The sequence below is a fragment of the Aquabacterium parvum genome (assembly GCF_001447195.1).
GTDB classification, from domain to species: Bacteria; Pseudomonadota; Gammaproteobacteria; order Burkholderiales; family Burkholderiaceae_C; genus Aquabacterium; species Aquabacterium parvum.
The window spans coordinates 46,292-59,423 of the sequence record NZ_LFRI01000341.1; the positions used below are offsets into that span (position 1 = coordinate 46,292).

Below are 13,132 nucleotides of genomic sequence, written 5' to 3' on the forward strand. Positions count from 1 at the left end.
AGCAGCCATGGATTGGCTGCGCTGAATGTGACAGGAGCAAGTTGCGGACCAAGCGCCCTGCGCCACCGTTGCTTGCATCAACCTGTGACCGGTCTCTCTGCCGCCGCGCCATCGGCCTGCCACCACCGAGGGGACACGGCGCACACCACCAAGGCAACGCTCACCACATCTTTGGGCAAGAGGACCTCGGCCGGGCCACCTTGCCATGGAGAAACCACCATGGAGTCGACCCGATCGAGCAGCAGCCGACACAAGCGCACCCCGCCCTTTCGCAAGGTGACCAGCACGAAGTCCTCGGGCTGCAAAGGCGCATGCGCAGACACCACCAGAAAATACCCATCCTGGGCATAGGGCGCCAGCCCTTGGCCCTGCACACGCATGGCATGGCAGTGCTCGGCCATCCAGGGCAGACCGAGCGTGCCGCCTTCTGTGGGCTGCGTCTTGGGTGAGCCCACACGTTGAGAAACCTGTCTGCCGTCCTCGCGCAGGTGAACCACGCCATGAACCGGCACCCGCACATGGGGCTCGCCATCGCCTCCGTGAACCGACTCGGCCGCCACGGGCACTGCCTTTTCCAGCGGTGGACCGTCGCCCCTGGCAAGCCAGTCAGCTCGAACGCCCAACTCCTTGGCCAAGGAGGGTGTGTGCGAGCTGCCCTGCGCGCCGGCGTCGAGGTCGCACAGGTACTGGATGGCCTGGGGTTTGACCCCGACGGCCCGAGCCAGTTCGCTCTGGTTTGTGCGCCCCGCGCGCCGCATGGCCCATCCCAGTCGACCTGCGTAGCTTTCCCACTCTCCATTTTTCATGCGGCGATGCTACAAAGATCTTTGTGGAATGCATTGCCATAATTTTTGCGCTGATGTACAAATGCAACTACAAATCAAAGCAGAGAGAAAACATGCCCCACCGAGAAGCACTGGCCCGGGCCATCGAGATCGTGGGCTCGCAAAGCCGTTTGGCTCGCGAGATCGGCGGCGGCGTCACCCAGGCGCACGTGCACTACTGGCTGACTCAGGCCAAGGTGGTGCCGGCTGAGTACTGTCCCGCCATCGAGCGCATCGTCAAGCGTGCCGTCTCTTGCGAGGAGCTCAACCCCCACGTGGACTGGTGGGGGCTGCGACGGTGAACCGAGCAGGTTTTGCGATCTCCCGGAGCGGCCTGCCAGCCCTGGGTTCTCCCCGGAGCAGCGTCACAACCGGATTGGACAAAGGTCCCTCCCTTGCCCTGTTCGTCCGGGCTGTTTTGTTGGCAGACCGGGAGATCGCTTTTTTATTTGTCAACGGGCCAGGATGCGACGCTGATCCTGCGTGCGAAGCTCCAGGCCACCATCCCGCTGGAGCTGAAACGACGTGACCTGTCCCAGCAACGCCAAAAAGCGCGCCTCCTGGTCCATCAAGGCGGGAACGCAGATCATGCGGGTGGTGGCGACCCCGCTGACCTCCATGGCAGCCCCCTGCAGGCGGTAGCTGCCCGTGTAGCGGTTGCAACCCGCGCGGCCGGCAAGCTGGCCAGAGGGCGACAAGGTGATCGTGGTGCGGCTGTTGTCGACCACGCCGCGCCCATCGATGCGCTCGACCACCCACTCCCGCACGGTGAGGTCCCTTGGCGGGACGCTGCCAGCTCCCGCCGCGCCCTGACGCACGTCGGCTGCATCGCCAGCAGGGATGGTGTCGCACGCCGGGTAGGCCTGACCGTCGATCGTCAACATGCCGATGTCGCCCTTGGACCAGTAGCTCGTGCCCGGGTAGGCAGACGACGCGTAACGCGCCCCCGAAGCGCTGCGCTGAGCCTGCAGCAGGTAGCGCTTGCTGCCCACCGTGAGCTCGGCTTGCTCGGCGTTGGCGCGCACGGTGACATCCTGTTTGCCGCAGCGCATGAGGACCGCCGGGCCCAAGGCGCGAGCGGCCACCACCGGAGGTTTCGCGGCGGCCACGCCGCCAGCCCCATTCGCCCCCCCTGGGGCGGTTGCGCAGGCCGCGAACAGCGTGGCCGATGCGCCCGCGAGCAAGCCCAGGCCTGCACGGTTCAACAGAGATGGCCAGGGGGGACAGCGGAGACGGTGCGTGGGCGAACGCGACATGAGGGCACTCCTTGAGGCAACAGGGCTGGCGTTGATCCTAAGGCAGGGCTTGGGGGCCCTGGGCATGGCGTCCCCAGCCGGCGTCAACGCGCCACCTGCTCCGGCGTCATGGCAGCCAGCGTCTGGGTGCCCGCCACGATCATGCGCACCATCAGAATCAGCTCTTCGGTGAGGCGACCTTGTTCGCTGCGCGGCAGGTCCATGGCCGTCGAGCCCATGGTGAAGACCAGGCGGGTGATGGCTTTGGCGGTCAGGCCGGCCTCGAACAGGCCCGTGCCATTGGCCTGGGCCAGGCGCACCAGGTCGTGGCGCAGCTCCTCTTCGAAATAGCTGAGCTGGCGATCCACCGCCTGCTTGAACGCGTCTGAGCCCACCGAGCCCTCGCGCAGGAGGATGTGGAGCAGCTTGTCGTCGCGCTGCAGTTGTTCCATGAAGGCCTCGACCGAGCCCCGCACCACGCTGCGGTCGACGGCTGCGCGCTGGCGGGCCTCGCCGATGATCTGACGCAAGGAGCTGCCGGCCAGATCGATCAGGGCCACCGCCAGCTCGTCCATGTCCCGGAACTGGCGATAAAAGCTGTTGGGCGCGATGCCCGCCTCGCGGGCCACCTCGCGCAGGCTCAGCGACGACACGCTGCGGTGCGGCCCGACCAGGCGCAGGGCCGCCACGATGATGTCTTCTCGGGAGATGACGGCCTTGCGCCCGGGAGAGGCTGCCCGCACACGCACGTCTGGGACATCCGGTGCGCCCGGCGATTCCAGGATGGTGGCGGCAGAGGCTTCAACGGTGTCCATCGGGCGGGGTCTTCAGGCGAGTTCAGGTGCGGCGCCAGACTGGGCGTTGCGTTGGGTCAAACAGCTTCGCATGATACCTCTCCCAATTTAATGCACAAGTGTATAGACAAACGTCTTCTCGCACGTATACTGCCGCATCTTCTCTTTGCGTCAGCCACCCACCGTGAGCGCTTCCGCCCCGGCCACCATCGGCCTTCCCTCCACCGCCAACTGGCTGCAGCGCCTGATCGCGCCCGTGGTCGAGCCCGAGGTCTTCGATTTCTGGGTGCAGCACCTGAACCCGGTCTGGTCATGGTCGCGTCCGCTGGCGACCATCGTCGAGCGCCGCGTCGAGGCGCGTGACACGGTCACGCTGGTGCTCAAGCCCAACCGCCATGTGGGCAGTTTCGTGGCGGGCCAGCACGTCAACGTCAGCGCGCAGGTCAACGGCCGGCGCGTGACGCGCAGCTACAGCCTGACCAACACGCCGTCCCGCTCCGGGCGCATGTCCATCACCGTCAAGCGCGTGGAGGGCGGTGCGCTGAGCACCCACCTGGTGCAGCAAGCCCGCGTGGGCGATGTGCTCGGCATCGGCCCGGCCTTCGGTGAGATGACGCTGCCTGCACAGCCGCAAGGGCGCTGGCTCTTCCTGGCTGCTGGCTCGGGCATCACGCCGCTGATGGGCCTGACGCGGGCGCTGGCCGCTCAACACATGCCGGTTGAGCTGACGCTGCTGTACTGGGTCAAGGCGCACGCCGATTTGTGCTTCCTGCAAGAGCTCCGAGCGCTGAGCACCCGCTTTGCGCAGTTCCACCTGCAGGTCATCGTCACGCACGAGGCGCCCGCCGTGCCCGGGGAGGCGCATGGCCTCATCAGCGCGCAACAACTGGCGCAACTGGTGCCCGACCTGGGCGGGCAGCAGGTCTTTGCCTGCGGCCCAGGCGGCTTCATCGAGGCCGCGCGCGAGCTGTGCCAAGGCCACAGCCAGGCCTTCGTCGCCGAGGGCTTCACCCCAGCTGCCCCGGTGTCCCTGCCAACCGCCACCGAGGCCCGCACGGTGCGCGTGACCTTGCAGCGCACCGGCCGCGAGTTGCAACTGAGCACCGGCCTGAGCCTGCTCGACGCACTCGAAGCCGAAGGCCTGAACCCGCCGTCGGGCTGCCGCATGGGTGTCTGCCACACCTGTGTGTGCCCGCGCGTTGAGGGCACCACGCAAGACATGCAGTCGGGCGACACCCAGTCCGAAAGCAACATGGCTGTGCGCCTGTGCATCAGTCGCGCCTGCACCGACCTCACGCTCGACCTTTGAACCTCACCCCAGCCGTCACACCATGAGCACCCTCACCCGACGTGAACCGAGCCCCGAAGAACTGGCGCGCTTTGGCGCCGAGATCGACGACCTGCGCGCCCGCACCGTGGCCGACCTGGGCGAACGCGACGCGCGCTACATCCGCCGCATCTACGCCGCTGTGCGCTGGATCGAGGTGTTGGGCCGTGGCGTGCTGATGGCCTGCCTGTTCATGCCCGAGGCCTGGATCGTGCCCACCGTGCTGGCTGGCGGGCTGATCCTGGGCATCGCCAAGATCCTGGACAACATGGAGCTGGGGCACAACGTGATCCACGGCCAGTTCGACTGGATGGGCGATGCACGCTTTCAAGGCAAAACCTTCGAGTGGGACATCGTCGGCACCAGCGACAACTGGCGCAAGACCCACAACTTCAAGCACCACACCTACACCAACGTGCACGGCATGGACGACGACATCGGCTACGACGTGCTGCGACTGTTCCCCGAGCAGAAGTGGCACCCGGCAGCGCTGTTTCAGCCGCTTTACGCGGTGATCTTCGCGCTGCTGTTCCAGTGGGGCGTGGCCGTGCAGGACCTGCGCATCGGGCGCGTGTTCATCGGCCGCATCACCTGGCGCAAGCTCGCGCAGGAAGCCGCCCCGACGCTGCGCAAGTCGCGTCGCCAGCTGATCAAGGATTACCTGGTCTTCCCGCTGCTGGCCGGCCCGGCCTTCTGGTCGGTGTTCCTGGGCAACCTGCTGGCCAACGGCATCCGCAACGTGTGGACGTACACGGTGATCTTCTGCGGTCACTTCACGGCCGACGTGCAGACCTTCCCCAAGGGCATCGTGAAAAACGAGACGCGCGCGCAGTGGTACCTGCGCCAGATCCAGGGCTCATCGAACCTGTCGGGCGGCAAGCTGCTGCACATCATGACGGGCAACCTGAGCCATCAGATCGAGCACCACCTCTTCCCCGATGTGCCGGCCAACCGCTACGCCGAGATGGCACCGGTGGTGCGCGACATCTGCCGCCGATACGGCGTGCACTACAACACGGGCTCGATGGTGGGCCAGTTCAGCCAGGTGATCTGGCGCATCATCCGCCACAGCTTCCCGAGCTCGCCCGCACCGATGTCGCCGAGCTTGCAGGCTCGGTGAGCTCACCGCCCTGCTTCGAGATGGCTCAGCGAAAGGCCCGCTTCTTGTGGGCCTTTTGATTTCTCGCGATGCCCGTGGCGGGTGGCGACGCACCCGGATCATCACCCCACCCTATCATCGAGCCCTTCCGCAGTCCCCCTCGCGCACACCATGGCCCGCCTCCAGTTCGAGCTGCCAGAGCAGTTCATCTTCTCCACCGACATCCCCATCTACATCAGCCATGTCAACCAGGGCGGTCACCTCGACAACGCCCAATTGCTGACGCTGGTCTCCGAGGCACGCGTGCGTTTCTTTCGCTGGCTAGGCTACCCGGGCGAGATCGGCATCGAGGGCCTGACGCTCGTGGTCGGCGACATGATGGCGCAGTACAAGTCAGAGGCCTTCTACGGCGAGACCATGCAGGTCGACATGGTCCCCGACGACTTCAACAAATACGGTTTCGACCTGGTGTTTCGCCTGCAGGACAAGGCCACCGGCCGGGAGGTGGCGCGCGGCAAGACCGGTGTGGTGTTCGTGGGCGACACCCCGGATGGCGGCAAAAAGGTGTCTCCGCTGCCCGAAGCGTTCCTGGCCAGGCTGCGCGCGCGCCAGGGCGCCGTTCACTGACCCTCAGTCAGCGTGGAACAGGTGGCAGGGCACGCGGTCCTGCCACAACGCCAGGCGGATCGGCATCTCGCATACATCGTCAGACGAGCAGGCGCGCTGCAACAGCTCGCGCTTGACGATGCCTGTGGTGTGAATGGCGAGGTGGCGCGTGTCGAGCAAGGCGCTCGGGGTCCAGGACAGTCGCGGCACCGGCACGTTGGGCGCTTCGGGCGTCGCCGCGATCAGGCAACGGCGCCCTCCCTCGTCGGCCAGGGCCTGCACCAACTCGGCCGCCCCCGGGAACAGCGAGGCGGTGTGCCCGTCGGCACCCATGCCCAAGACCACGACGTCCACCGGCCAGTTCAACCCTGACAGGCGCGCCTGCAACGCATCACAGGCGGCGTCCAGTTGATCAGCTTGGGGGGTGGCGGCAAAACACGGCAGCCATTGGGCTGCGGCAGCCCGGCCCTGCAAGAGGTGGGTGCGCACCAGGCGCGCATTGCTGTCGCTGTGCGTGGCGGACACGGCGCGCTCATCCGCCAGGGTCACCGTGACACGCGACCAGTCCAGGTCCGCATCCCTCAAGGCATGGAAAAAAGGCACGGGCGTGCTGCCCCCCGACACCACCAAGGTGGCCTGACCTCTGTGCGCCAACCCATCGCGCAAACGCTCGCTCACCCAGGCCGCCAGCAGCTCGGCCAGCACGTGGGCATCGGCGGCTTCGTGCCAGACCGGCTGGGGACGCGGGAGGGGACGTGAGCGGGATGAGGACTGCATGGGGGCACCTGCCACGGACATCCGGGCATCATAGGTGGCCAGATTGTTGCAGCGCAACAGGATCGGTGTGATGATCGCCGTTCGGATCTTGTTAAACTGACAAGAAGCACTGTCAAAAGTGTCGTTGTCTGACCCTTTTCACCCCTTAGGAAATCCAACATGACTCGTGAAGTCGTCTTCGTGGGCGCAGCCCGCACCGCCATCGGCTCTTATGGTGGCTCGCTGAAGGACATCCCGCCGGCCGACCTGGGCGCCCTGGTCATCAAGACCGCGCTGGAGCGCGCGGGCGTGCAGCCCAAGGACGTCGGACACGTGGTCTTGGGTCACGTCATCCCCACCATCCCGCAAGACGCCTACATCAGCCGCGTCTCGGCCCTGAACGCCGGCGTGCCGCAAGAGGCGCCCGCCTTCAACGTCAACCGCCTGTGCGGCTCGGGCCTGCAGGCCATCGTGTCGGCCGCCCAGGCCATCTTGCTGGGTGACTGCGACGTGGCCGTCGGCGCCGGTGCCGAATCGATGAGCCGTGGCGCCTACCTGGTCACCTCCAACCGCTGGGGCGCGCGCATGGGCGACGTCAAGATGCTGGACTTCATGCTCGGCGCCCTGCACGACCCGCGCATGCACATCCACATGGGCATCACCGCCGAGAACGTGGCCGCGCGCTACGACATCTCGCGTGACCAGCAAGACGCCTACGCCGTGCAGTCGCAAGAGCGCGCCGCCAAGGCCATCGCCGCTGGCGTGTTCAAGGAGCAGATCGTGCCGGTCGAGCTCAAGACGCGCAAGGGCGTGGTGCTGTTCGACACCGACGAAGGCGTCAAGGGTGACACCAGCGTCGACACCCTGAGCAAGATGAAGCCCGCCTTCAAGAAGGAAGAAGGCACCGTCACCGCCGGCAACGCCTCGACCCTCAACGATGGCGCGGGCGCCGTGGTGATGGCCTCGGCCGAGAAGGCCAAGGCCCTGGGCCTGAAGCCGCTGGCCCGACTGGTGTCCTATGCCCACGCTGGCGTCGAGCCCGAGTACATGGGCATCGGCCCCGTGCCGGCCTCGAAGCTGGCCCTGGAAAAGGCCGGCCTGAAGGTCTCCGACCTCGACCTGATCGAAGCCAACGAAGCCTTCGCCGCACAGGCCTGCGCCGTGTCCAAGGAAATGGGCTTCCCCAACGACAAGACCAACCCCAACGGTTCGGGCATCTCGCTGGGTCACCCCGTGGGCGCGACCGGCGCCATCCTGGTGACCAAGGCCATTTACGAGCTGCAGCGCACGGGCGGCCGCTACGCGCTGATCACGATGTGCATTGGCGGTGGCCAGGGCATCGCGATGATCATCGAGCGCGTCTGAACGACGCCTGCTTCGGCATGAACAAGGCGCCCCGCGGGGCGCCTTTTCTTTGGGCGCTCGCCCCGTCTGAAACGCTCAGGACGCGGGCAAGTCACGCTCACGCGGCGGGCAGCTCGCGTGCCTGAGACCGGCGCACCAGGCGGGCGCTCCAGCTCACCAGGTCATCCACCCAGGTGAACACCACCGGGATCACCAGCAGGCTCAGGAAGGTGGACGTGATGAGCCCACCGATCACGACGATGGCCATGGGCGAGCGAAAGCTCGGATCCACCCCCACGCCCAAGGCAATGGGCACCATGCCCGCGCCCATGGCGATGGTGGTCATGATGATGGGGCGCGCGCGCTTGCGGCAGGCGTCGACCACCGCTTCCCAGCGTGACAGGCCGTGCTGGTTGCGCGCGATCAGCACGTAGTCCACCAGCAAGATGGAGTTCTTGGTGGCGATGCCCATGAGCATGATCAGGCCGATCATCGAGGGCATCGACACGGCTGTGTGCGTGACCCACAGCGCGAAGATCGCGCCCGGCACCGACAGCAGCAGCGCGGCCAGGATGGTCACCGGCTGCAAGAAGCCCTTGAACAACAGCACCAGCACCACGTAGATGCACAGGATGCCGGTCAGCATGGCCAGCCCGAAGCTGGAGAACAGCTCGGCCATGGCCTCGGCGTCGCCCACCGGCTGGATGCCCACGCCTGGCGGCATCTGCTTCAAGGTGGGCAGACCCATCACGGCTTTCTCGACCTCGCCCAAGGGCATCTGGTTGAGCTCGATCTCGAAGTTGATGGTGCGCTGGCGGTCGAACCGGTCGATCTGCGCCGGGCCGCTGTCGATCGACAACTCGGCCACGTTGCCCAGCGGCACCGGGCCACGAGCCCCCGGCACCGGCAAACGGGCCAACAACTCAAGGTCGGTGCGCGCCTCAGGCGGCAGCTTGACCACCACCGGCACCTGCCTTTGCGACAGGTTCAGCTTGGGCAGGGCCTGGTCGTAGTCACCCTGGGTGGCCACGCGCAAGGTGTCGGCGATCGCCGCGGTGCTCACGCCCAGGTCGGCCGCACGGGTCGCGTCGGGCCGCACCACCAGTTCGGGCCGCACCAGGCTCAGCGAGGACACCACGCTGCCAATGCCCGGGATGGTCCGCAAGTCCTTCTCGACCAGGGCCGCGTGTTGCATCAGCGTGTTGCCGTCTTCACCCGAGAGCTTGAAGACGTACTTCTCGGCCGAGCCACCGAAGCCCACCTTGATGCGTGCGCCCGGCAAGACCACCAGCGACTCACGCAGCTCGGACTCGATGTCCTGCTTGCTCACGCCCTTGCGCTCGGTGCGGTGGGTCATGTTGAGCGTCAGCGTGGCCTTGGTGACGTTGGCCGCGCCACTGGGCGCAAACGGGTCGGAGCCCGATGCGCCACCGCCGATGGCCGTGTAGACCATCTTCACGTGCGGGTGCTTTTCAACGATGCCACGGGCCTGCTCGGCCAGGGCGAAGGTCTGCTGGTAGGTGCTGCCAGGCGGCAACTCGATGATCACCTGCGTTTGCGACAGGTCATCGGGCGGGATGAAGCCCGAAGGCAGGCGCGTCAGCAAGAAGAACGAACCCACGGTGAAGATCAGCACCATCAGCATCGTCTGCCAGCGGTGGCTCAGGCACCAACGGGCCCAGCTCAGGTAGACCGTCATCCAGCGGGGCTCCGGGTGCTCCTTCTCGGGCGGCTTGAGCATGTAGGCCGCCATCATGGGCGTGAGCATGCGCGCCACCACCAGCGAGAAGAACACCGCGATGGCCGCCGTCCAGCCGAACTGCACGAAGAACTTGCCCGGCACACCATCCATGAAGGCCGTGGGCAAAAAGACCGCGATCAGCGTGAAGGTGGTCGCGATCACGGCCAGGCCGATCTCGTCGGCGGCTTCCATGGCGGCTTCGAGCGGCCCCTTGCCCATGGCCAGGTGGCGCATGATGTTCTCGATCTCGACGATGGCGTCGTCCACCAGGATGCCCACCACCAGCGACAGCGACAGCAGCGTCACCACGTTGATGCTGAAGCCCAGCAGGTGCATGACGCCAAAGGCCGGGATGACCGACAACGGCAAGGCGGCCGCAGCCACCACGGTGGCGCGCCAGTCGCGCAGGAAGAACCACACCACGATGATGGCCAGGATGGCGCCTTCGTAGAGCAGGTACATCGAGCCGTCGTAGTTCTCGACCACGGGCTCGACAAAGTTGAAGGCCTCGGTCAGTTTGACGTCAGGGTGCTCGGCGCGCAGTTCTTCGAGCACGGCCAGCACACCCTCTTGCACCGACACCTCGCCCGCGCCCAGCGCGCGCGAGATCTCGAAGGCCACCACCTTGCGGCCATCGAGCATGGCGCCTTGCCGCTGCTCGACCACGGTGTCGCTGACCTGCGCCAGCTGATCGAGTCGCACGCGCCGGCCATCGCTCAGCGTGATGTCCATGGCGGCGAGCTCTTCGGCCGAGCGCACGGTGGCCACGGTGCGCACCGACTGCTCGCTGCCCCCCAGGTCCACGCGCCCCCCCGAGGCGTCTTGCTGCACGTTGCGCAGCTGGCGCGAGACGTCGGCCGCCGTGGCGTTGAGCGCCAGCAGCCGCGCCGGGTCGAGCTCGACGCGCACCTCGCGCGTGACGCCGCCCACCCGCGAGACCGAGCCCACGCCCTTGACCGCCAGCAGGCGCTTGGTGACCGTGTGATCGACGAACCAGGACAGGGCCTCGTCGTCCATGCGGTCGGAGGCCACTGTGTAGGTCAGGATGGGCGCGCCGGCCACATTGAGCTTGGAGATGACCGGGTCGCGCAGGTCACCGGGCAGGTCGGCTCGCACGCGCGAGACGGCATCGCGGATGTCGTCGACCGCTTCCTGCGTGGGCTTTTCCAGGCGGAACTCCGTGGTCACGAAGACCGTGCCGTCCTGCACCTTGGTGTAGATGTGCTTGATGCCCTGCAGCGTGGCGATCGAGTTCTCGATCTTGCGCGCGACCTCGGTCTCCAGCTGTGCGGGCGCGGCACCCGGCAGCGAGGCCGTCACCGTCACCGTGGGCAGGTCGATGTCGGGGAAGTTCTGGATCTTCATCCCCGAAAAGCCCATCAGGCCCACGATGGTGAGCAAGATGAAGAGCAGGACGGCGGGGATCGGGTTCTTGATCGACCAGGATGAAACGTTCATGAGCGATCTCCCACGACACGCACCGTGTCGCCATCGGCCAGGAAGGCCACGCCAGCGGCGACCAGCTGCACATCAGCCTTGAGGCCTTCGATCACCTCGACGCGCCCACCCTGGCGCCGCCCCACCTTGACCTTGACCTGGCGCACCGAGGCCTGTGCGGCCTGCTGCCCAGGCGGCGTGCCGTCCAGCACGAACACGTACGAAAAGCCATCGCGAAGCAGCACCGCCGCCTGCGGCACGGTCAAGCCGCCGGCCTGGCCCACGGCCACCTTGCCCGCGGCGAACATGCCCGCACGCGCGCCCGCCTGGGCGGCCGAGGTCGGCAAGTCCACGTAGACGATGCCGTTGCGGGTGGCTCCGTCGACCGTGGGCGCGACCATGCGCACTCGGCCTTCGACGGGCTGGCCACCAGGCGGTGTGGCCACGGCCTTCATGCCGGGCTGCACGCGCGCCAAGTCGGCCGACGGCAGCTCGGCGCGCCACTCCAGGCGGCTTTGGCGGATCAGTCGGAAAAGTTCGACACCGGGTTGCACCACGGCGCCCACGGTGGCCGAGCGCGACGAGATCACACCGTCGTCAGGGGCGATCACCCGGGTCTGGCGCCCGCGCAGCTCCTGGGCCGCGAGCTGTGCCTTGGCCGACTCGACGCGCGCCAGCGCCGTCTGCTCAGAGGTCAGTGAGCGCTGGGCCTCCTGCGCGCTGATGGCATCGGCCGCGCGCAGGTTGCGGGCCCGGTCGGCGTTGGACTTTGCCTCGGCCGCCAGGGCCTGGGCCTCCTGCAGGCTGGCCTGGGCGCTGTGGATGTCGGCGCGCACCGCTTCGCTGGCCAGCGTGGCCAGCACCTGCCCTCGGCGAACGCGATCGCCCACGTTGACCAGCACGGCGTCAAGCCGCAGACCCGAGAGCTCGGCCCCCACCACGGCCTCTTGCCAGGCAGCGATGGCGCCGTTGGCGCTGAGCTCCAGCGGCCAATTGGCCTGCTCAGGGCGCACCACCTGCACGCTCAACGATGGTCGGGCAGAGCGCGCAGCAGAAGCCTTGGCCTGAGCGGCCACCGAGGCGGCGCTCGGTGTGGTCGCCTCTTGCTTGTCCGACGCGCGCGAGCTCTGGTACCAGGCCAGGCCGCCGATGGCGACGACAGCGGCCACGATGGCGCCGCGCTTGAAGGTCAGGTTCATGTTCATGAAGTTCTCGCTCTCTAGCTCTCTCGCTCAGTCCTTGGTCGGCGTCGCGGAAAGGGTGGCCCCTTGCCCCGCGCGCCGCGCACGTTCGTGATTCACCAGGGCCAGTCCAAAGCCCACCAGGCGCTCCAGCACCCGCTCGGTCGCGCCTTCGCCATGCAGCAGCCCGGGTGCCAGGGCGTCCATGAAGGGCCGCGACATGCAGTAGTCGTGCACCATGGCCGACAGCGCAAAGGCCAGCTGGTGGAGGTCGTCATCGGGCTCGGTGGCCCCGGTGTGGCGGGCCAGCATGCGCACCATCCGCTGGTGCACGGGCTGGATGTGCTGCACCACGATGTCCTGCAGCGATCCGCTGGGCTCGAGCATCTCGCGCAAAAACAAACGCATCTCGAGGTCAGGCGGCTCCCCGGCTTCGGGCAGGCACAAAAAGCCCGCCATCACCCGGCGCAGCGCCTGCTCCAGCGTCAAGGCCGGGTCGTCGAAACCCGCCAGGGCCTCGTTGGTCATCTCGATGGGGCGCAACAGCGCCGCACGGTGCAGACCGGCCTTGTCGCCGAAGTAGTAGTGGATGGCGGCCACGTTCTGCCCTGCGGCCTGGCAGATTTCGCGCGTCGAGGCCCGTGCAAAGCCCTTCTCGGCAAAGATGCGTGTGGCCTCGTGCAGCAGGCGCTCGCGAGCGCGGGCACCTCGCTCCTGGCCAACGGGCCCCTCCTGGGCATCGTGGGTGTCAGCAACAAAATCAAGCGCTTGATTGATTTTCATGGTGG

The 13,132-nt window shown here is 67.0% G+C and carries 12 protein-coding genes; 5 read left to right on the top strand and 7 right to left on the bottom strand.

The features are described from left to right. Nucleotides 1-77: 77 nt before the first annotated feature. Entirely contained in the window at nt 78-806 is a 729-nt protein-coding gene (locus ABG80_RS11670; RefSeq protein ID WP_058087824.1) for a hypothetical protein, read from the bottom strand. A gap of 92 nt (nt 807-898) precedes the next feature. On the opposite strand from ABG80_RS11670, the gene ABG80_RS11675 reads away from it, so the two are divergent. After that, the gene (locus ABG80_RS11675) at nt 899-1,126 is read left to right on the top strand and encodes a helix-turn-helix domain-containing protein (RefSeq protein ID WP_058087825.1); all 228 of its coding nucleotides are present in this window, start codon (nt 899-901) and stop codon (nt 1,124-1,126) included. A gap of 150 nt (nt 1,127-1,276) precedes the next feature. Here ABG80_RS11675 and ABG80_RS11680 read toward each other — a convergent pair whose 3' ends face one another. After that, nucleotides 1,277-2,029 (bottom strand): META domain-containing protein, encoded by a 753-nt coding sequence (locus ABG80_RS11680; RefSeq protein ID WP_160322532.1) that lies wholly within the window; start codon nt 2,027-2,029, stop codon nt 1,277-1,279. Between the two features lie 134 nt (nt 2,030-2,163). Beyond that, the gene (gene fabR, locus ABG80_RS11685) at nt 2,164-2,874 is read right to left on the bottom strand and encodes an HTH-type transcriptional repressor FabR (protein ID WP_083506041.1); all 711 of its coding nucleotides are present in this window, start codon (nt 2,872-2,874) and stop codon (nt 2,164-2,166) included. A 163-nt stretch (nt 2,875-3,037) separates the two neighbouring features. On the opposite strand from fabR, the gene ABG80_RS11690 reads away from it, so the two are divergent. From ABG80_RS11690 to ABG80_RS11700, 3 genes are all read left to right on the top strand, one after another. Continuing rightward, a complete protein-coding gene (locus ABG80_RS11690) occupies nt 3,038-4,162 on the top strand; it encodes a ferredoxin reductase (protein ID WP_200964309.1) in 1,125 nt (374 codons plus the stop codon). Between the two features lie 22 nt (nt 4,163-4,184). Continuing rightward, nucleotides 4,185-5,300 carry a fatty acid desaturase family protein gene (locus tag ABG80_RS11695; RefSeq protein ID WP_058087828.1) on the top strand — a complete coding sequence of 372 codons (1,116 nt, stop codon included), beginning with the start codon at nt 4,185-4,187 and terminating at the stop codon, nt 5,298-5,300. Nucleotides 5,301-5,450: 150 nt separating this feature from the next. After that, on the top strand, nt 5,451-5,906 hold the full coding sequence (locus ABG80_RS11700; RefSeq protein WP_058087829.1) for an acyl-CoA thioesterase: 456 nt from the start codon (nt 5,451-5,453) through the stop codon (nt 5,904-5,906). Between the two features lie 3 nt (nt 5,907-5,909). Here the strand turns inward: ABG80_RS11700 and pgl are convergent, their stop codons facing one another. Then, nucleotides 5,910-6,662 (bottom strand): 6-phosphogluconolactonase, encoded by a 753-nt coding sequence (pgl, locus tag ABG80_RS11705; protein ID WP_083506088.1) that lies wholly within the window; start codon nt 6,660-6,662, stop codon nt 5,910-5,912. A 159-nt stretch (nt 6,663-6,821) separates the two neighbouring features. Here pgl and ABG80_RS11710 point away from each other — a divergent pair, with 159 nt between their 5' ends. Next, on the top strand, nt 6,822-8,006 hold the full coding sequence (locus ABG80_RS11710) for an acetyl-CoA C-acyltransferase family protein (RefSeq protein ID WP_058087830.1): 1,185 nt from the start codon (nt 6,822-6,824) through the stop codon (nt 8,004-8,006). A gap of 97 nt (nt 8,007-8,103) precedes the next feature. Here the strand turns inward: ABG80_RS11710 and ABG80_RS11715 are convergent, their stop codons facing one another. From ABG80_RS11715 to ABG80_RS11725, 3 genes are read right to left on the bottom strand one after another with little or no spacing between them, the layout of a single operon-like run. After that, nucleotides 8,104-11,184, bottom strand: coding sequence for an efflux RND transporter permease subunit (locus tag ABG80_RS11715; protein WP_058087831.1), 3,081 nt, complete (start codon nt 11,182-11,184; stop codon nt 8,104-8,106). Beyond that, the gene (locus tag ABG80_RS11720) at nt 11,181-12,368 is read right to left on the bottom strand and encodes an efflux RND transporter periplasmic adaptor subunit (protein WP_235513835.1); all 1,188 of its coding nucleotides are present in this window, start codon (nt 12,366-12,368) and stop codon (nt 11,181-11,183) included. The genes ABG80_RS11715 and ABG80_RS11720 overlap by 4 nt, the downstream gene beginning before the upstream one ends. A gap of 27 nt (nt 12,369-12,395) precedes the next feature. Further along, a complete protein-coding gene (locus ABG80_RS11725) occupies nt 12,396-13,127 on the bottom strand; it encodes a CerR family C-terminal domain-containing protein (protein ID WP_058087833.1) in 732 nt (243 codons plus the stop codon). Nucleotides 13,128-13,132 lie beyond the last annotated feature (5 nt).

What these genes read in the sequence shown, in the direction of transcription:
- ABG80_RS11670 (WP_058087824.1), bottom strand. Translation starts at nt 806, where the DNA reads ATGAAAAATGGAGAGTGGGAAAGCTACGCAGGTCGACTGGGATGGGCC.
- ABG80_RS11675 (WP_058087825.1), top strand. Translation starts at nt 899, where the DNA reads ATGCCCCACCGAGAAGCACTGGCCCGGGCCATCGAGATCGTGGGCTCG.
- fabR (WP_083506041.1), bottom strand. Translation starts at nt 2,874, where the DNA reads ATGGACACCGTTGAAGCCTCTGCCGCCACCATCCTGGAATCGCCGGGC.
- ABG80_RS11695 (WP_058087828.1), top strand. Translation starts at nt 4,185, where the DNA reads ATGAGCACCCTCACCCGACGTGAACCGAGCCCCGAAGAACTGGCGCGC.
- ABG80_RS11700 (WP_058087829.1), top strand. Translation starts at nt 5,451, where the DNA reads ATGGCCCGCCTCCAGTTCGAGCTGCCAGAGCAGTTCATCTTCTCCACC.
- pgl (WP_083506088.1), bottom strand. Translation starts at nt 6,662, where the DNA reads ATGCAGTCCTCATCCCGCTCACGTCCCCTCCCGCGTCCCCAGCCGGTC.
- ABG80_RS11710 (WP_058087830.1), top strand. Translation starts at nt 6,822, where the DNA reads ATGACTCGTGAAGTCGTCTTCGTGGGCGCAGCCCGCACCGCCATCGGC.
- ABG80_RS11715 (WP_058087831.1), bottom strand. Translation starts at nt 11,184, where the DNA reads ATGAACGTTTCATCCTGGTCGATCAAGAACCCGATCCCCGCCGTCCTG.
- ABG80_RS11720 (WP_235513835.1), bottom strand. Translation starts at nt 12,368, where the DNA reads ATGAACATGAACCTGACCTTCAAGCGCGGCGCCATCGTGGCCGCTGTC.
- ABG80_RS11725 (WP_058087833.1), bottom strand. Translation starts at nt 13,127, where the DNA reads ATGAAAATCAATCAAGCGCTTGATTTTGTTGCTGACACCCACGATGCC.